This is a genomic window from Caulobacter sp. GW821-FHT10A06 (genome assembly GCF_059415805.1).
Genome location: NZ_JBWKNY010000002.1, coordinates 612832 through 630334, shown reverse-complemented (window position 1 = coordinate 630334; position 17503 = coordinate 612832). Strand labels below are relative to the sequence as shown.

Here is a 17503-nt window from a genome sequence, read left to right as displayed (position 1 = left end):
CGTCTGGGAGGACAAGGATGATCAGATCGACCGGCGGGGCGCTGGCCCTGCTGCTGGCGCTTGGCGCGGGTGTGGCGCACGCCGAAGACGTGAAGGCCGGCCCCTGGCGGCCGCTGTTCGACGGCATGACCCTGAACGGCTGGACGCCCAAGGTCGCCAAGCATCCGGCCGGCGAGAACTATCGTGACACCTTCGTGGTCGACCACGGCGCGATCCGGGTCTCGTACGCCAAGTACGACACGCTGGACGGCCAGTTCGGGCACCTGTTCTACAAGACCCCGTTCAAGGCCTATCGCCTGAAGCTGACCTACCGCTTCCTGACCGAGGGCGGTCTGGCCGACACCCCGGCCTGGGCGCGCAGCAACAGCGGCATCATGTTCCTGAGCCAGAGCCCCGAGAGCATGACCGTCGAGCAGCCGTTCCCGGTCTCGGTCGAGTTCCAGCTGCTGGGCAAGGACGGCGATGCGCCTCGCTCCACCGGCTCGGTCTGCACGCCCGGCCTGACCATCACCATCGACGGGACGAAGGTGAAGGAGCATTGCACGATCTCCAAGAACGCCCCGACCATCCCGAACGGCACCTGGGTCCAGGCCGAGCTTGAAGTCCTGCCCAATGGCGAAATCACCCAGAAGATCAACGGCGTGGCGGTGCACCACTACGCCGGCGTGACCCTGGATCCGGATGACACCGTCGCCGGCGGGGCCAAGCCCTACATCCTCGCGCGCGGCGCCCAGCCGGTGACCGAGGGCTACATCGCGCTGCAGAGCGAAGGCCATCCGATCGAGTTCAAAGATATCCAGATCCAGGAGCTGACGGCGCGATAACCACATCACCGAGCATCCCCGCGAAAACGGGGATCCAAGCGGACCTTCGGGATGTGGCGCGGTGAGAGGCCGGTCCGCAGACTCGGCTTGGATCCCCGCTTTCGCGGGGATGATCGGTTTGGGAAATCGACCTATTTCTTGATGGACGTCAGGTACTGGATGACGGCGGCGCGCTTGGTGGCGTCCGCCTCGCCCAGCAGCATCTTGGTGCCCGGCACGGTCTTGCCTGGGGCCCTGATGAAGGCGTCCATCTGGTCGGCGGTCCAGGTGATGTTCGAGGCCTTCAGGGCGTTGCTGTAGGCGAAGCCCGGCGCGGTCGCGGCCTTGCGCCCGACGACGCCGGCCAGGGGCGGCCCCATCTTGCCCGGCGCGGGCTGCAGCGAGTGGCACATCGTGCACTTCTGCTCGAACACCTGCTGGCCCGAGACCTGCGCGGCGGCGCTGGTCGCCATGCCCATCAGGACGGCGGCGAGCGTAAGCTGGAACTTCATCGAGGAAACTCTCCGTCAGAATTTGGCGGCGGCCTTTAGAGACCCAATAGCCGGCGATTGCGACCGGCGTCTGGCGCGCTGCCAGCGAAGTCGTCGAAGGCCTTGTCCGTGACCTGGATGATGTGGTCGCGGATGAACGGCGCGCCTTCGCGGGCGCCCTGTTCGGGATGCTTCAGCGCGCACTCCCACTCCAGCACCGCCCAGCCGTCGAAATCGTACTGGGCCAGCTTGGAGAAGATCGCCTTGAAGTCCACCTGGCCATCGCCCAGCGACCGGAACCGGCCCGGCCGCTCGGCCCAGCCCTGGTAGCCGCCATAGACGCCCGACTGGGCCGTCGGCCGGAACTCGGCGTCCTTGACGTGGAACGCCTTGATCCGCTCGTGGTAGCGGTCAATGTAGCCCAGATAGTCCAGCTGCTGCAGGACAAAGTGGCTGGGATCGAACAGGATGTTGGCGCGCGGGTGGCCGCCGACCTCGTCCAGGAACCGCTCGAAGGTCGCGCCGTCGTGCAGGTCCTCGCCGGGGTGGATCTCATAGGCCGCGTCGACGCCGTTTTCCTCGAAGACGTCCAGGATCGGCTTCCAGCGGCGACCCAGTTCGGCGAAGGCTTCCTCGATCAAACCCGCCGGCCGCTGCGGCCAGGGATAGACGTAGGGCCAGGCCAAGGAACCCGAGAAGGTGGCGTGGGCCTTCAGGCCCAGGCGACGGCTGGCGACGGCGGCGGCTTTCACCTGCCCGACCGCCCATTCCTGACGCGCCTTGGGCTTGCCGCGTAGCTCGGGCGGTGCGAAGCCGTCGAACAGCTCGTCATAGGCCGGGTGCACGGCGACCAGTTGGCCCTGCAGGTGGGTCGAAAGCTCGGTGATCTCCAGACCATACTCGGCCAGCAGACCGGCGATGTCGTCGCAATAGGTCTGGCTCTCGGCGGCCAGGGCCAGGTCGAAGAAAGAGTCCGCCCCGCCCGTCGGCATCTGCACGCCGACATAGCCGAGGTCGGCGACCCATTTGGCGATGGTCTCCAGCTTGTCGAACGGCGGCTCGCTGCCGATGAACTGGGCCAGGAAGATGGCCGGTCCCTTGAGCGTCTTCATCGCCCGTCTCCTTGAAGCGACACCCAGCCGGCGTCGTCGCGGCTGGCGGCCACGGCGCGCTCGACGAAGGCCATGCCGCGCACGCCCTCGCCGATGTCGGGTACGAGCGCCCCGCCCTGCCCTTCGATGGCGTCGGCGAAGTCGCGATAGATGTTGGCGAAGGCCTCGATGAAGCCTTCCGGATGCCCCGTCGGCAGGCGCGTCACGGCGCGAGCGCCCGCGCCCAGATAGCCCGAGCCGGCATGCAGCACCTGGCTAGGACCGTCCAGCCAGTCGATCGTCAGCACGTTGGGACCCTCGTGCGACCAGGTCAGGCCGCCCTTCTCGCCATAGACGCTCAGCGTCAGGCCGTTGCGGGCGCCGGCCGAGATCTGCGAGGCGATCAGCACGCCGCGCGCGCCGCCGGCGAAACGCAGCAGCACGTTGCAGTCATCGTCCAGGCTGCGGCCCGGCACGACCGTAGCGACGTCGGCGCACAGGCGCTCGATACGATGGCCGGTGACGAACTCGGCGATGTTGAAGGCGTGGACACCGATGTCGCCGATGCAGCCGCCGACGCCGGACTGCTTGGGATCGCCCCGCCAGCTGGCCTGCTTGTTCGCCTCGTCCAGTTCCAGCGGCTTAGACAGCCAGCCTTGCGAGTACTCGACCACCACCTTGCGCACCGCGCCCAGGTCGCCGCGCGCCACGATCTCGCGCGCCTCGCGGACCATCGGATAGCCGGTGTAGGTGTAGGTCAGGCCGTAGTGCTTGCCCGAGGCCGCGACGATGCTGGCAAGCTCTTGGGCCTCGGCGAGGTTCAGGGTCGCGGGCTTGTCGCTGATCACGTGCAGCCCGCCCTTCAGCGCGGCGGCCGAGACGTCGAAGTGCAGGTGGTTGGGCGTCACCACCGAGACCAGCTGCACGCCGTCCTCACGCGCCGTCTCGGCGGCGATCATCGCATGATGATCCGGATAGACCCGGTCGGGCGCGACGCCCCAGGCGGCGGCCGCCTGGGCGTTCTTGGCCGCGTCGCGGCTGAACACCCCGGCGACCAGCCGGATGCGGCCGTCCAGCTCGGCGGCCATGCGGTGCACGGGCCCGATGAACGAGCCCGGACCGCCGCCGACCATGGCCATCCGCAAGGCCATCAGGCGACGACCTTGGAGAGGTAGTCGTAGCTGATCTTGGCCGACTCCAGGCGCGGATGAGCGAACGGCGGCTCCTGCTCGTAGTAGAAGCCGCGGATGCCGGCGGCGTAGGCTGCGGGCAGCAGTTTCTTCCAGTCGATCATGCCGCTGCCGACCTCGGTCGGGTCCTGCTTGAGCTCGAAGTTGGTCTTGGTCGTCGCCTTGACGTCCTTGACGTGCATCTGCGTGAAGCGGCCCGGATGGGCCTTCAGCAGCGCCAGCGGATCGTGGCCAGCGGCCGTGACCCAGCCCACATCCATCTCGAAGGTGACCAGGTTCGGATCCGTGCCCTTCAGCAGGATCTCCATGCCAGTCGTGTCACCCAGCGGAGCGAACTCGAAATTGTGGTTGTGGTAGCCGCTGATGATGCCGGCCTTCTTCAGCACGGCCGCCTTCTCGTTGAGGAAGTCGGCGTTCCACTTCCAATCGTCGGCGGTCATCTGGACGCCGGCCGCGCGCAGGTCGTTGCCCAGGCGGTCAGGGATGTAGAGGATCGGCATGATCGCCGACTTCACCCCGATCACATGCAGCTCGTCGGCCAGCTTGTTGAGATCGCCGCTGAAGCCGTTGGGCCCCTTGGGCGAGATGTGGGCGCTGGGGCAGACCAGGCCGGCCTTGTCGAAGGAAGCGCGCAACTCGGCCGGCGTGCGGCCCAGATAGCCGGCCAGTTCGACCGACTTGAAGCCGATCTTGGACACCGTGGCCAGTTGAGCGTCCAGTTCTTTGGCCAGGTCCGGACCCAGGCTGTAGAGCTGGATGCCGACCGGCTGCTTGTGGCGCTGGAAGAACGGGGTCTCGGCGGCGGTGGCGGCGCCAGTCAGGGTCGCGCCCAACAGAGCCGCGCCAGCGCCCAGAAGGCCACGTCGAGAAAGGTGTTGGTTCACGGGGCTTTCCTTAGACTTGAGCCGCAGAGGCGGTGGCGGGAACGTCATCGGTCTCGGCGACCGGACCGTGCGACGGCGGGCGGAAGAACACCGCCAGCAGGCAGACGGCGGCCAGGGCCATGCCGGTCGGGACCAGGAACAGGGTGGTGTAGTCGACCGAACCACCGGCGCTCAGCTTGCTGACCAGTTCAGGGAACAGGAAGCTGGCCACCACATTGCCGATGCCCAGGATCAGCAGGTTGAACAGGCCCTGGGCGCTGGAGCGGACGTCTTTGGGGAACACCGCGTCGACGAAGATGTACACGGTGGCGAAGAAGAAGGCGTAGCAGATGCCGTGCAGCAGCTGGACGGCCACGATCACCGGGATGCTGTCGGCGAAGAAGGCGAAGACCGCGAAGCGGGCGGCGTGGCCCAACACGCCGATAATCATCGTCACCTTCCAGCCCAGCTTGGCCAGCACGCGGCCCAGCAGGAACATGGTCAGGATCTCGGCCACCTGGCCCAGGCTCAGCACGACCATCGACAGGTTGCCGGCGATGCCGACCCGGTTGGTCAGGAAGGCGTCGGCCATCACGAAGTAGCCGTTGTGGATGACGCTATCGATGAAGGTGACCAGGAACAGCACCAGCACGAACGGCGCGCCCAGCAGCTTGAAAGCGCGACGCCAGGCCAGGTTGTCGATCCCCGGCGCGTCCTTGCGGGCCGGCGTGTGCGGCAGGGTCAGGGCGTAGGCGGCGAAGGCGAACGAGACGATCGCCGCGACCAGGAAGATCCAGCGCACCTGCTCGACCGAGGCTTGGGCGCCCAGCAGGAACACGAAGGGCCAGCTGACCAGCACCCAGCCGACCGTCCCGCCCATCCGCACCGCGCCAAAGCCGGCGGCAGGGTCCTTCAGGTTGGCGAAGGCGATCGAATTGGTGACCGACAGGGTCGGCACATAGACCAGGCTGAAGACCAGATAGCAGGCGAAGAACGGCCAGAAATCCGTGGCGAAGGCCGTGCCGACCAGGGCCAGGCCGCCGATCAGGTGGCTGACGGCCAGGAACCGCTCGGCCGCGAAGTTGCGGTCGGCGAACTGGTTGGAAAAGAAGATGCCGACCAGGGCGGCCACGCCCCAAGAGCTGCCGACCAGCGACTGCTGCCAGGGCTCGAAGCCCAGCATGCCCATGTAGGGGAAGATCTTCGGCGCCCAGGCGCCCCAGATCGCCAACTGCAGCACCATCATCACGAAGAGCCGGAAGCTCGTGTTCATGGACCTGGCCCTCCCCGACCAGTTTTGGGCGGCTGGTTTCGTCCGTTTTGGACGGCCTCCGCTCCGATGTAATCGAAATCATCGATAACAGGGGTCGGTTGGCTTGCCAAGCTGTCGGCTAGTCGCCAGTGTCCGGCCAATGGCGACCATTCAAGACGTTGCCCGCGACGCGGGCGTCTCCACAGCCACCGTTTCAAGGGTGTTCAGCGCGCCCGAACTGGTGCTGGAGACCACGCGCAACAAGGTGATGGAAGCGGTCAACCGCCTGGGCTACGAGCCCAACTTCGCGGCCAAGAGCCTGCGCACCCTGCGCACCGAGAAGATCCTGGTCACGGTGCCAGACATCTCCAATCCGTTCTTCTCGCAGGTGATCCGGGGCGTCGAGGAAGCCGCTCTCGCCGCCGGCTATTCGGTGCTGCTGGGCGACACCCGCCACGAGGAGGCGCGCGAGGAGCAGTACGCGGCCATGTTCCGCCGCAAGGAGGCCGACGGCCTGATCTTCCTGGGCCACCGTCTGCCCGACGTGCTGGCCGAGATGGTCGCCGCCAAGGGCCCCAAGACGCCGATCGTCAACGGCTGCGAGTTCCGTCCCGGCCTGGCCGTCTCCAGCGCCCATATCGACAATGAGCGCGCCGCCGCCGAGGCGGTGGAATACCTCTACGAGCTAGGTCACACCCGAGTCGGCGCGGTGACCGGCCCGCTGGCCAGCCCGATCAGCAGCGATCGCCTGAACGGCGTGCTGGCCGCCGCCCAGCGCCATGGCCGCGCCAGCGCCCTGCGCATCGCCATCGGCGACTTCTCGATCGAGTCGGGCGTGCGCCAGGCCGGCGAGCTGCTGGACGAGCCCGGCCGGCCGACGGCGATCTTCTGCTTCAGCGACGAGATGGCCATGGGCGCGCTGGAGGCGATCCGCCAGCGTGGCCTGAGCTGCCCCGAGGACGTGTCGCTGGTCGGCTTCGACGACATCCGCTTCGCCCAGTACCTGCACCCGCAGCTGACCACGGTGCGCCAGCCCAAGGAGCAGATCGGCCACGAGGTGGTGCGCCTGCTGCTGGACATCCTGGCCGACCGCACCAGCACCCTGCAGAACGTCACCCTGCCCCATCATCTGGTGGTGCGCTCCAGCACCGCGCCGCCGTCAGCCTAGCGGCGTCGGCAGCTCGCGGACCCAAATGTTGCGGAAGCTGATCGGCTCGCTGGGATCGCCATGCGCCTGCAGCTTGATCGGGGCGGCCCCGTGCAGCTTGTAGGTCGGCTTGCCGATATAGACCGTCTCGCCGGCCAGCACGGCGTTGTCCTGCACCAGCACGCCATTGTGCAGCACCGTAACCGTCGCCGGCCTGGACAGCGCCCCTTCGGCGCCGAAGGTCGGCGGATGCCAGATGATGTCGTAGGTCTGCCACTCGCCGGGCTTGCGGCTGGCATTGGCTAGCGGCGGATGCTGCTTGTAGACGCTGGCGGCCTGGCCGTTGACGTAGGTGGCGTTGCCATAGCTATCGAGGATCTGCACCTCGTAGCCCTGGTCGCGCGGCCCGGTGGACGCCAGGAAGACGCCGCTGTTGCCCCGCGCCTGTCCCGAGCCGGTGATGTTGGCCGGGACGCGCCATTCCAGGTGCAATTGATAGTCGCGGAACGACCGCTTGGTCTCGATGTTGCCGCGCGCCTTGTTGACGGTGATCACGCCGTCCGAGACCGTCCAGCCGGCCGGCGACTTGTCCAGGGCCGAGACCCACTGGTCCAGGTTCTTGCCGTCGAACAGGATGATCGCATCAGCCGGCGCCCCACCGGCGTCCTGAGCCGGCGCAACCACCGGAACCGCCGGCTTCCAGACTTCGGTCACTTCCGGCTTCGTCTGGGCCACGGCCAGAGACACGGCTGCCAGGCCGCCGACCATGGCGAACGCCACGACGCTGCTACGCTTCATTTTCGTTCCCGCTCCCAATCGAGAGCAGCAGCATAGGCGCCCGCGCCCAGAAACAACAACGCCTCCGCTGGGCGAACCAGCGGAGGCGATTGCTCGTACCGTATGGACGGTTAAGTCTTACGCACCGCCCGGGAAGCGGAACGGAACCTTCACGGTGCCGGTCTTGGCGCCCATCGGCAGCTTTTCGGCGATGCACATGGCGGCCTTGTCGAAGCCCTTACCACCGGCGCTGTTGTCGACGACCTTGCAGTCCGACAGCTTGCCGTCAGCGGCGTTGCACTCGAGCATGACCTGGGCGGCGTCGCGGGTGTTGGCGAACTGCTGCAGGCAGCGGCCCATCTGGTCTTCGAAACCGCCGGCGGCCGAGGCGGCCTGAGCGACGAAGAAGCTGGCGGCGACGCCGGCGGCGAGTGCGATCGAGAGTTTCATTGGCCCCATTCCCTGTGCGTGCAACGCTTGGATCTGATGGGGATGGTTATCGCGCCGAAGCCCTAAGGAACGGCCAAGCTTCACGGTTAATCATCTCCAAAAATGATCCGCCCGATGACGAAACCCTGACGGCGCTTGGCCTTGCCTCTGAAATAATAAAACCGGTTTTCTTAATGGCCGCGCGGATGGTATCGCTTCCAATCCCAGGAGAGACAGCGCGACCATGTCCGAGGCGCAGAGCCGGCGTTCCCGCAAGCCGCACGATGACCGGGCCAGCCTGTCCGGCACCAACATCGAGCGGGCCGGCGACTATAATCAGCGCGTGGCCCTGCAATCGATCCGCATCGGCCTGGCCAAGACCAAGCAGGAAGTCGCCACCTATACGGGCCTGACCGTCCCGGCGATCACCAACATCACCAACCGCCTGCTCGAGGAAGGCCTGGTCATCGAGGCCGGCAAGCTGCACGGCGCGCGGGGCCAGCCGGCCATGACCTTCACGATCAATCCGGACGGCTGCTACTCGATCGGCCTGAATATCGACCGTGATCACATCACGATCGTGCTGCTGGACCTGGCCGGCAAGGTGCGCGCCCGCGCCTCGCGCGAGATCGCCTTCGCCAGCCCCGAGCAGGTGGCCGCGTTCTTCGAGCAGCACCGCAAGGCTTTCCGCAAGCTGAAGGGCATTCAGGCCGACCGGATCATCGGCGTCGGCGTGGCCGTGCCCGATGACCTGGCCAAGGGCGACCTGCCCCACCGGCCGGCGGACTACGAGGCCTGGAACACGGTCGACATCCGCGCTCTGCTCTCGCCCGGTCACGACTGGCCGATCATGGTCGAGAACGACGCCGCCGCGGCCGCCCTGGGCGAGCTACATTTCGGCCACGGCATGCGCAATCCCAGCTTCTTCTACATGCTGGTCAGCTCGGGCCTGGGCGGCGGCCTGGTCGTCGACGGCGAGTACTTCCGCGGCGCACATGGCCGCAGCGGCGAGCTGGGCTTTCTGCCGGTGAACGTCACGGGCTCTGCGACGCTGGAGGATTTCGTCTCGCTGTCTTCGTTGAACGAGGCCCTGGGCGACCTGGCGCCCACCGACCCTGCGCAGCTCGCGGACCTGCCGCCGGAGGGCCGCGCACGGATTGACGCGTGGTTGAACATCGCGGCCGAGCGTCTGTGCGACCCGCTGGTCGCCATCAGCTGCTTGATCGACCCGCAGGCCGTATTCATCGGCGGCCGCTTGCCCGGCTCGCTGATCGATCGCCTGGCCCAGGCCGTGAACGACAAGCTGGCGGCCCGGAACCTCGCGCTGGCCATGGCCCCGGTGCGCCACGCGGCGCTCGCCGCCGACGCGCCGGCCTTGGGCGCGGCCATCCTGCCGATCATGGCGCGTTATCTGCCGGTGCGGTCGGTGCTACGGAACACCGCCCAGGCCTAGCCGACTTCTCCCGACGACCATAGGCGGGCCGCGCCCCGCACGCCCGAGCTATCGCCCCAGCGCGCCGGCGCGATCTTGGCCGAGAAGCCGTCAGAGAAGATGCGCCGCCCGATCACGGCCGGCAGGCGCTGGTAGAGCGCCTCGACGTTCGACAGGCCGCCACCCAGCACGAAGACGTCCGGGTCGACGATGTTGCAGATCACGGCCATGGCTCGCCCCAGACGGTCAACTAGCCGGTCGAACGCGGCTGCGGCCTGCGGCTCACCCGCCAAGGCGTCGGCGACGATGGTCGCGCCGTCCAGCTCGCGTCCAGTGCGGTCCTTGAAGTCCCGCTGCAGGCCAGTGCCGGACACCCAGGTCTCCAGGCAACCCTTCTGGCCGCACCAGCAATCAGGCCCCGGCGCCTCGTCGGCGGTGGGCCACGGCAGCGGGATATGCCCCCACTCCCCGGCCACGCCGTCGCCACCTTCGACCAGCCGCCCGTTGACCACCAGGCCGCCCCCGCAGCCGGTGCCCAGGATGATGGCGAAGGTCACCCGCGCGCCAGCCGCCGCGCCGTCGGCGGCCTCGGACAACGCCAGGCAGTTGGCGTCATTGGCCAGCCGCACCGGCCGGGCCAGCGCCTGGGATAGGTCCTCCCGGAAGCGGCGACCGTTCAGATAGACGGCGTTGGCGTTGCGCATCATGCCGGTGCGCGGTGAGATCGAGCCCGGCGCGCCGACCCCGACTGAGCCGCGTTGGCCGGTCTGTGTCTCGATGCGCTCGACCAGATCCCGAACGGCCAATAAGGCGGCGTCGTAGCTCGGCGGCGTCGGCATGCGCAGGCGCGCCACGACCTCCCCGTCGGGCGCCAGGGCGGCGACCTCGATCTTGGTCCCGCCGAAATCGACACCAATCTGGATCACTGGAAAGCCTCGATAGCGCGCGAAGGGGCTCTGCCCCCGCGTCAGCGTTGGTTGGAGATACAGGAAAGACAGACCCGGCTAAGGCGTGATGCGAACCATGACCACGCCATGCGACGGCGCCGTCGCGGCGAACCGGCCTTTCATGGCGCCCAGGTCCTTGCCGGCCCACAGGTCACGCACCTGAGCCTTCAGCGTCGCCGGATAGCCCAACTCGGTCCAGTCGACCGCGATCGGCTTGGCCGCTTCGCTGCGGTTGAACAGGATCACCGCCCGGCTGCCGTCGGCCAGGGGTTTGGACCAGACCTCCAGGTCGCCGTCGTCGCGCACGCGGCGGCCCTGAACGCCCAGGCGGTCCTGGTTCACGGCGATGACTTCGTTGTTCAGCAGGATGTCGCGCGTGTCCTTGTCCATGTTGGCCACGTCGTTGCCGGCGATCAGCGGTGCGGCCATCAGGGCCCACAGGCTGAAGTGCGAGCGGTACTCGGTCGTGGTCAGGCCGCCATTGCCGACCTCCAGCATGTCCGGATCGTTCCAGTGGCCGGGACCGGCGAATGGATAAAGCGGCTCGTTCAGGTCGACGATACGCAGCACGCCCAGCGAATAGTCGTGCTTGCCGTCCCACTTGTCGGTGATGTCGCCGGTGGTGCGCCACAGGTTGCCGACGGCGGCAGCCCACAGCCACGGCTTGGCCGTGCCCCACTCGCACATGGAAAAGACGATGTCGCGGCCGGTCTCGCGCAGGGCGTCGGCCATCAGGGTGTAGGCTTCCTCGGCGTTGCGCGTGCCCGTCGCGCACCAGTCGTACTTCAGATAATCGACGCCCCACGACGCATAGGTCTTGGCGTCCTGGTACTCGTGCCCCTGACTGCCCGGACGTCCGCCGCAGGTCTGCCGGCCCGCATCGGAATAGATGCCGAACTTCAGCCCCTTCGAATGCACGTAGTCGGCCAGCGCCTTGATGCCGCTGGGAAAACGCTTGGCGTCATAGGTGATGAAGCCGTTCACATCGCGCGGTCCGTGCCAGCAGTCGTCTATCACCACGTACTGATAGCCGGCGTCCTTCATGCCGTTGCCGGCCATGGCGTCGGCGACGCGGCGCACAGTGGCCTCGTCGATGTTGCAGGCGAACTTGTTCCAGCTGTTCCAGCCCATCGGCGGCGTCTGGGCCAGGCCGTTGGTGACGCGCGGCGGCGGGTCCTTGTCGGCCGCGAAAGCAGCGGTCGGCAGGATCAGCGCGGCGGCCGCCAGCAAGGCGCTCAGACGCTGGGATGGCCTAGGCATCAACGGTTCCTTTCATAGGATCGGGCGCGGGGACGCGCTCCAGAATGCTGGCGTGGGTCGGCATCTGCTGGGCCGCCTGGCGACAGGCCATGCGCACGTGCTGGAGCCGCTCGGCCATGAGGCGCTCGTCCATCAGATCGGCCAGAGGGTCGTGGCCCTCGGGCATGCCGCCCTGCCCGATCATGATCGCCAGCCAGTTCGGCTCCTGGAAGATGGTCTGGTTGGGGAAGATGGTCGCCCCGCGGGTGCGGAACAGCTCCATCTTCAGCTTCAGCGAGTCCGGGATCGTCATGTGGCGCATGCGGTCCCACAGCGGCTGACCGACGCGGCGGTTGGCGTGGTAGTGGTAGATCAGGAAGTCGCGGATCTGTTCCATCTCCTCGCCCATCATCTGACTGTAGAGATCGGCCACCGGCGCATCGATCTTGGCCAGCGGGAAGCTGCCCGCCAGCTTGATCAGGCCGTGCTGGATCAGGTGGATCGAGGTCGACTCCAGGGGCTCCAGGAAGCCGCTGGACAGCCCGATCGCCGCGCAGTTCTTGACCCTTGACCGCTTACGCCGACCGGTGGTGAACCGCAGCAAGCGCGGATCGGCCAGCACCTTGTTGTCCGGATGCTCGGCCGCCAGAGCCGCCAGCAGATCGTCGGCCGCCTGGTCGTCGCTGATGAAGTCGCTGACATAGACATAGCCGTTGCCGGTGCGGTGCTGCAGCGGGATCCGCCAACGCCAGCCGGCCGTGTCGGCCGTGGCGCGGGTATAGGGGATCGGATCCTCGTAGCGCGCGGTCGGCACGGCCACGGCGCGGTTGGCCGGCAGGAAGTCCGACCAGTCCTCGTAAGGCACGCCCAGGGCGTCGCCGATCAGCAGCCCTCGGAAACCCGAGCAGTCGATGAAGAAGTCTCCCGCCAGCGTCTCGTCGCCATCCAGCGCCAGCGAGGCGATCGTGCCGTCCAGGGATTCGAGGTTCACACCCTTGATCGTGCGCTCGACGCGCTTGACGCCCCGCCCCTCGGCCACCTCGCGCAGCAGTTTGGCGTAGAGCGAGGCGTCGAAATGATAGGCGTGGGCCATGGCCGCGCGCGGATCGCGGGGATCCTCGGTGCGCCAGTCGAACTTGCCGGCCTTGGCGGCCACGCAGCTCAGCGAGAACTCGGACAGATCGGCCTGATAGCCCAGCTTGCGGGCCCGCAGCCAGAAGGCGTGGAACGACACCCCGTCCATCGGCGGGCCGTAGTTGCCGAACGGATGCATGTAGGCGTCGCCGGGGTCGCCCCAGCCGACGAACTCGATGCCCAGCTTGTACGTGCCCTGGGTCGCGGTGAGCATCCGCCGCTCGTCGACACCCACCACCTGATTGAAGAAGGTGATCGGCGGGATCGTCGCCTCGCCCACCCCGACCGTGCCGATATCGGCGGACTCGACCAGGGTGATCTTCATCTGCTGCGGCGTGAAGACCTTCGAGAAGAACGCCGCCGACATCCAGCCGGCCGTACCCCCGCCGACGATGACCAGGTGTGAGATCTTTCCCGCGTTTTCCATGCCGCCTTCGCTCATCCAAAAGACCCCGCCAGCAAGACGCCGGCGGGGTTACAGGGGGCCTAGAAGGTCCCGCGCACGATGAACGAAACACGGCGGTCGCTGACGGTCCAGCTATGGGTGCGGACCAGGGACTTCGAGAAGTTCCCCTGCGTGCCCAGGTACCAGCTGTCGCGCTGGTCCATCTCCAGGTCGTAGCGCGAGTTCAGGAGGTTCACGACTTGCAGGCCGACCTTGACCTGCGGGGTCAGGCCGTAGGTCACCGAGCCGTCCAGCTGGCCGTAGGCCTTGGCGTAGACCGGCACCATCAGGTTCGAGGCCGAGGCGCTCATCAGGTAACGCGAGCGCCAGTTGTAGGCCAGGCGGGCGTCGATGCCGTACTTACTGTAGAGCAGCGTGGCGTTGTAGGTGTAGCGCGACAGCTGCTCCAGCGGCAGGTCCAGCTTCGAGGCGTTGATCTGCGAAGCGTCCGTGGTGCTGCTGGACACGTTCTGCGTGCCCTTGCTGTCCAGGATCGTGGCGTTGAATTCCGTGCCCAGCCCCCCCAGCGCGCCGGGCAGGAAGTCGTAGTACTGCTGGTACTGGAACTCCATGCCGTAGATTTTGCCGTGGCCCATGTTCTGGGGCACGGTGCCGATGGCCTGCACGGTGCTGCCGTTCGAGGTCGTGATGTTCAGCAGGGTCGGCGTGGACTGGATGTAGTCGTAGACGTCCTTCTTGAAGGCGCCGACCGCCAGCATGCCGCCGTGGAAGTACCACTCGCCCGACAGGTCGAACGAATTGGCCCGCATCGGCTTGAGGTTCGGATTGCCCCCGAAGTAACCGAAGGCGACGTCGGTGTGGTACTGGACCGCCGAGCCCCCGGCCGCCGCGGTGTTCAGCTCGGCCTGGGTGTAGGCGACGCCGGTCTGTGCGTTGATGAGGCCGTCCGCCACCGTGGCGGGGCGTGATTGCAGCGTGCCCGACACCGACATCGACGGGTCCAGCTGGTTGAAGTCGGGCCGGACGATGTTCTTGGACGCCGCGAAGCGCACGAACACGTTGTCCCGGGCCTTCAGGCGCAGGTTCAGGCTGGGCAGTACGTCGGTGTAGTCCGTGCCGCCGGTCGTGGTGAAGGCCCGGCCGTCGGCATAGGTGATCTTGGTCGAGGCCGTGGACGAGGCGAAGCGTCGCTGGCCCTGGTCGATCAGGTTGATGGTGCCGAACCCGTTGGCGTCGGTCTTGGTCCGGACGACCCGCAGGCCGAAATTGCCGTCCCAGCTCATGCCCTGGTCGCCCCACGAGAACGGCAGGTCGGTTCCGAAGCGGACCTTGCCGTAGATCGCGGTGGTGTCTTCCCACTGACGATTGACGCCTCGGCCGCCCGAATTGGTGAAGCTGGTGTTCACGTCGCCCAGCGGCTGCCAGTAGCTGATGCTGCCGGTCGGCGCGGCCCAGATGGGCATGTAGCTCATCAGGGTGCCTTGCGTGAACGGGCTGTAGGTCCCGCCCGCCGGCGACCAGGTCGGGATCGTGCCGTTCGGCCCGCCGCGCGGGTAGTAGCCGTACTCGCCGTCGCTATAGGCCGGGCCGCCGCCCGGGATCGGGCCATTCCAGATGGTGTTCTTCAGGTATTCGTAGAGCGCCGTCGGGCTCTTGGCCAAGTCGAACGAAGGCATGATCAGGCCGGGGACCGAGAGGTCGCCCTTGAAGAAGTTGTCGAAGCTGACCTTGTCCTGGTGCTGGGTGTACTTGTCGGCCGTCGCGGTCACGCGCGTCGCCCAGGGCGCCGAGATCAGGTTCCAGTTGTAGGCCGTGTCGCGCGAGTTGGCGTCGCGTGAGGTCGCCCGCACGCCCAGCTTGATGTCCTTGAGGAACTTGTCGTCGTCGAACGAATAGGTCGCGTCGAACTTGCCCGAATATTCCCGAGCATCGTTGTCGTCGATGTGGTCCATCGCGGCGTACAGGTTGAACGCCGACGGGGTGCTGGTGACGTTGCTCATGGTGATCTTCGGCAGCTCGCCGGTCAGATCCAGGCCAAAGCCGCCCGCCAGGGTGACGGTGTTGTAGACCGTCAGGTCGGTGCTGCCGCGATGCGAATAGACGTATTGCAGGTCGCCGGTGACCTGCCAGTGGTCGTTGCTCCACTTGAAGCCGGCCGAGACGTCGTTGGTGTTGTCCTTCACGACGCCGTAACGGGTGCCCAGGTTCAGCAGGAACGAGTTGGCCACGCCGTTGCCGCCGCCACCGCCGTCGACCAGCTGGCCTTTGAGGAAGTTGCCGTCGGAGTCGAAGGTGAACGCGGTCCCTGTCGCCGGGCCGACCACGAACGACTGGTTGTTGGTCGCCGAGCAACAGGCCGAGGTCTGGGCGAAGCGGTCCTGGAAGGTCTGCTTGGCCTCGGTGCGGAACAGGGTCGTGTAGAGCTCCAGATTGTCGTTCGGCCGCCATTGGAAGGCGCCGTAGAAGCCGTTGCGGTTCCGGTCCTGCTCGTTGTTGCGATACTGCACGCCGACCGGCACGAAGACCCGGGCTTTGCCCTGGCCGGCGATCGCATTGTCGCCATTGAAGTTGAAGGTCGCGCCGCCGTCGTACGAGGATTTCACGCCCAGACCGTGGGCGTTGTACGGGTCGACCGCGATGCTGTTGACGGCGGTCTTCAGCTTGGAGCTGGACATGCTGACCAACATGCCGAACTCGCCCAGATTGGTGTCGAAGCGGTCGCTCAGCAGGAAGCTGCCGGACGGCGTGCCTTCCTTGCGCAGGTCGCCGCGTGTGTAGTCGGCCGAGAAGGCCATCTGCCGGCCGGCCTGGTCGAACGGCATGCGCGTGCGCAGGTTGACCGTACCGCCCAAGCCGCCTTCGACGATGTCGGCCGACGGGTTCTTGTAGACGTCGACGCCGGCGAACAGCTCGGGCGTCACGTCTTCCCAAGAGATGGCCCGGCCGCCACGCGCCGAGAACATGTCGCGCCCGTTCAGTTCCGAGCGCACCCAGGTCAGGCCGCGGATCTGGATGCCCGAGCCCTCGGCGTTCAGGCGGTCCACGTCGCGAGGCTGGTTGGTTCGGCCGATGGTCACGCCCGGCACGCGCTGCAGCGCCTCGGTCACCGAACGGTCCGGCAGGCCGCCGATATCGACGGCGGTGATCGAGTCGACGATTTCCTCGGAGTTCTTCTTCAGGTCCTGGGCCGACTGGATCGCCTTGCGCTGGCCGACGACCACGACTTCGGCCACCTGATCGACAGCGCTGTCCCCGCCAGCCGTAGTTGTCTGGGCCTGGGCCGATGCGACCAGCACGCCAGACCAGGCGACGGCCGCGACCGACGCCAAGAGCACACTTTTCCTGTTGATTGCCTTCACGTTTCCACCCCTGAAAACTGCCGCCGGGCCGGTTGACCGAGCGGACCGCCGTTTGCGGTGAGTTCGACGTGCGTCGCCTCACCGTCCCCGGAATCTTTTATTTAATATACTTTAATTAACCGAGGCGCATTTATCGTACAAGCGGGTTTTTCACGGCCACGATTTCCCGGCAGCGAGGGGTTATCCGCTGCCGGGTCTCAGGGGTTTTTAGTCCACGCTCTCCGGCGGCGCGATCGAGACGAAGCCGTGGGCTTCGACCAGGCTGGCCTGTCCGGCGGCGATCCGCGCCGACGGATTGGGGCGAGGCTCGGCGACCTTGTGCAGGGTGTTGCGGTCGATGTGCCGGAACGGCGCCGCCCTGCCCCGCACCTGCAGCATGGTGGTCGAGGTGTAGGACCAGCCACCGTCGTCCTCGAAGCGCACGTCCAGCTCGTAGGAATCGGTCCGGAACGCCCATTCCAGGAAGTCGGTCGAGCTGATGCCGTAGCCAGGGCTGCCGCGCTCGGCGCGAACGACCAGGCCCGAGCCGTCCTCGGCGGCGCGGCCACCCGCGAGAGCGGTCTGCCCACGCGGAATGGACAGGGTCTGCATGATCAGGCCCGAGGCCGGCTCCCACAGCCAGTAACCGACCTGGTCGTGGAAGGTGGTGTCCTCGTCCGAGGCGACGATGTGGACGTGGTAGCGCAGGCCGTACAGCAGCTGCGGGCCGTTGGCCTGCGGGTCGATCGGCTGCATCTCGATGCGCTCGAGGAACTCGCGGCGCTCGGGGCCGTCGGCCTTGGGGTTCAGATCGACGCCCTTCATCCCCTCCCAGACGCCGGCCAAGCGGCGCAGCGGACCCAGATTGGCCAGAGTGTCCGGATCCACGTCCTCCGGTTCAGTGAAGATGTCGTCGGGAAAGTCGTGCATGGCGTCCGCGCTCTGGTGAAGCTTGCCGCCGGCT

General features: G+C 67.0%; 15 protein-coding genes. 3 read left to right on the top strand and 12 right to left on the bottom strand.

Annotated features, from left to right (window positions below; translation table 11 throughout):
* Positions 1-17 precede the first annotated feature (17 nt).
* Positions 18-824 carry a 3-keto-disaccharide hydrolase gene (locus tag AC07NF_RS06640; protein ID WP_492810473.1) on the top strand — a complete coding sequence of 269 codons (807 nt, stop codon included), beginning with the start codon at positions 18-20 and terminating at the stop codon, positions 822-824.
* A 131-nt stretch (positions 825-955) separates the two neighbouring features.
* On the opposite strand, the gene AC07NF_RS06635 is transcribed toward AC07NF_RS06640, so the two are convergent.
* Genes AC07NF_RS06635 through AC07NF_RS06615 form a run of 5 tightly spaced genes read right to left on the bottom strand, consistent with a single transcriptional unit; the run spans position 956 to position 5711 of the window.
* Positions 956-1315: a c-type cytochrome gene (locus AC07NF_RS06635; RefSeq protein ID WP_494627954.1), complete on the bottom strand. Its 360-nt coding sequence runs from the start codon at positions 1313-1315 to the stop codon at positions 956-958.
* Between the two features lie 35 nt (positions 1316-1350).
* Complete coding sequence (locus AC07NF_RS06630; RefSeq protein ID WP_494627955.1) at positions 1351-2406, bottom strand: sugar phosphate isomerase/epimerase family protein; 1056 nt, start codon at positions 2404-2406, stop codon at positions 1351-1353.
* Complete coding sequence (locus AC07NF_RS06625; RefSeq protein WP_494627957.1) at positions 2403-3536, bottom strand: Gfo/Idh/MocA family protein; 1134 nt, start codon at positions 3534-3536, stop codon at positions 2403-2405. The genes AC07NF_RS06630 and AC07NF_RS06625 overlap by 4 nt, the downstream gene beginning before the upstream one ends.
* Positions 3536-4507 (bottom strand): sugar phosphate isomerase/epimerase family protein, encoded by a 972-nt coding sequence (locus AC07NF_RS06620; RefSeq protein WP_494627959.1) that lies wholly within the window; start codon positions 4505-4507, stop codon positions 3536-3538. The genes AC07NF_RS06625 and AC07NF_RS06620 overlap by 1 nt, the downstream gene beginning before the upstream one ends.
* Positions 4470-5711, bottom strand: a complete 1242-nt coding sequence (locus AC07NF_RS06615) for an MFS transporter (RefSeq protein WP_494627961.1) — start codon at positions 5709-5711, stop codon at positions 4470-4472. The genes AC07NF_RS06620 and AC07NF_RS06615 overlap by 38 nt, the downstream gene beginning before the upstream one ends.
* A gap of 139 nt (positions 5712-5850) precedes the next feature.
* Here AC07NF_RS06615 and AC07NF_RS06610 point away from each other — a divergent pair, with 139 nt between their 5' ends.
* Positions 5851-6858, top strand: coding sequence for a LacI family DNA-binding transcriptional regulator (locus AC07NF_RS06610; RefSeq protein WP_494627963.1), 1008 nt, complete (start codon positions 5851-5853; stop codon positions 6856-6858).
* Here the strand turns inward: AC07NF_RS06610 and AC07NF_RS06605 are convergent.
* Together AC07NF_RS06605 and AC07NF_RS06600 are read right to left on the bottom strand one after the other, a co-directional pair.
* Positions 6850-7635: a 3-keto-disaccharide hydrolase gene (locus AC07NF_RS06605; RefSeq protein WP_494627965.1), complete on the bottom strand. Its 786-nt coding sequence runs from the start codon at positions 7633-7635 to the stop codon at positions 6850-6852. The two genes, AC07NF_RS06610 and AC07NF_RS06605, sit on opposite strands and share 9 nt — an antisense overlap.
* 117 nt (positions 7636-7752) lie before the next feature.
* Complete coding sequence (locus tag AC07NF_RS06600; protein WP_291876993.1) at positions 7753-8064, bottom strand: energy transducer TonB family protein; 312 nt, start codon at positions 8062-8064, stop codon at positions 7753-7755.
* Positions 8065-8287: 223 nt separating this feature from the next.
* On the opposite strand from AC07NF_RS06600, the gene AC07NF_RS06595 reads away from it, so the two are divergent.
* Positions 8288-9496 carry an ROK family transcriptional regulator gene (locus AC07NF_RS06595; RefSeq protein WP_494627967.1) on the top strand — a complete coding sequence of 403 codons (1209 nt, stop codon included), beginning with the start codon at positions 8288-8290 and terminating at the stop codon, positions 9494-9496.
* Here the strand turns inward: AC07NF_RS06595 and AC07NF_RS06590 are convergent.
* The 5 genes from AC07NF_RS06590 to AC07NF_RS06570 form a co-directional block, all read right to left on the bottom strand.
* Positions 9493-10401, bottom strand: coding sequence for an ROK family protein (locus AC07NF_RS06590; RefSeq protein WP_494627969.1), 909 nt, complete (start codon positions 10399-10401; stop codon positions 9493-9495). The two genes, AC07NF_RS06595 and AC07NF_RS06590, sit on opposite strands and share 4 nt — an antisense overlap.
* Before the next feature lie 78 nt (positions 10402-10479).
* The gene (locus tag AC07NF_RS06585; RefSeq protein ID WP_494627971.1) at positions 10480-11682 is read right to left on the bottom strand and encodes an alpha-galactosidase; all 1203 of its coding nucleotides are present in this window, start codon (positions 11680-11682) and stop codon (positions 10480-10482) included.
* On the bottom strand, positions 11675-13222 hold the full coding sequence (locus AC07NF_RS06580; RefSeq protein WP_494627973.1) for a tryptophan halogenase family protein: 1548 nt from the start codon (positions 13220-13222) through the stop codon (positions 11675-11677). Before AC07NF_RS06580 ends, AC07NF_RS06585 begins: the two co-directional genes overlap by 8 nt.
* Positions 13223-13281: 59 nt before the next feature.
* The gene (locus tag AC07NF_RS06575; protein ID WP_494627975.1) at positions 13282-16530 is read right to left on the bottom strand and encodes a TonB-dependent receptor; all 3249 of its coding nucleotides are present in this window, start codon (positions 16528-16530) and stop codon (positions 13282-13284) included.
* A gap of 237 nt (positions 16531-16767) precedes the next feature.
* Positions 16768-17469, bottom strand: coding sequence for an FABP family protein (locus tag AC07NF_RS06570; RefSeq protein WP_494627978.1), 702 nt, complete (start codon positions 17467-17469; stop codon positions 16768-16770).
* Positions 17470-17503: the final 34 nt, after the last annotated feature.

Coding starts and splice junctions, on each gene's coding strand:
- AC07NF_RS06620 (WP_494627959.1), bottom strand. CDS start 4,507: ATGACGTTCCCGCCACCGCCTCTGCGGCTCAAGTCTAAGGAAAGCCCC.
- AC07NF_RS06625 (WP_494627957.1), bottom strand. CDS start 3,536: ATGGCCTTGCGGATGGCCATGGTCGGCGGCGGTCCGGGCTCGTTCATC.
- AC07NF_RS06630 (WP_494627955.1), bottom strand. CDS start 2,406: ATGAAGACGCTCAAGGGACCGGCCATCTTCCTGGCCCAGTTCATCGGC.
- AC07NF_RS06605 (WP_494627965.1), bottom strand. CDS start 7,635: ATGAAGCGTAGCAGCGTCGTGGCGTTCGCCATGGTCGGCGGCCTGGCA.
- AC07NF_RS06615 (WP_494627961.1), bottom strand. CDS start 5,711: ATGAACACGAGCTTCCGGCTCTTCGTGATGATGGTGCTGCAGTTGGCG.
- AC07NF_RS06640 (WP_492810473.1), top strand. CDS start 18: ATGATCAGATCGACCGGCGGGGCGCTGGCCCTGCTGCTGGCGCTTGGC.
- AC07NF_RS06610 (WP_494627963.1), top strand. CDS start 5,851: ATGGCGACCATTCAAGACGTTGCCCGCGACGCGGGCGTCTCCACAGCC.
- AC07NF_RS06600 (WP_291876993.1), bottom strand. CDS start 8,064: ATGAAACTCTCGATCGCACTCGCCGCCGGCGTCGCCGCCAGCTTCTTC.
- AC07NF_RS06585 (WP_494627971.1), bottom strand. CDS start 11,682: ATGCCTAGGCCATCCCAGCGTCTGAGCGCCTTGCTGGCGGCCGCCGCG.
- AC07NF_RS06635 (WP_494627954.1), bottom strand. CDS start 1,315: ATGAAGTTCCAGCTTACGCTCGCCGCCGTCCTGATGGGCATGGCGACC.
- AC07NF_RS06595 (WP_494627967.1), top strand. CDS start 8,288: ATGTCCGAGGCGCAGAGCCGGCGTTCCCGCAAGCCGCACGATGACCGG.
- AC07NF_RS06570 (WP_494627978.1), bottom strand. CDS start 17,469: ATGCACGACTTTCCCGACGACATCTTCACTGAACCGGAGGACGTGGAT.
- AC07NF_RS06580 (WP_494627973.1), bottom strand. CDS start 13,222: ATGGAAAACGCGGGAAAGATCTCACACCTGGTCATCGTCGGCGGGGGT.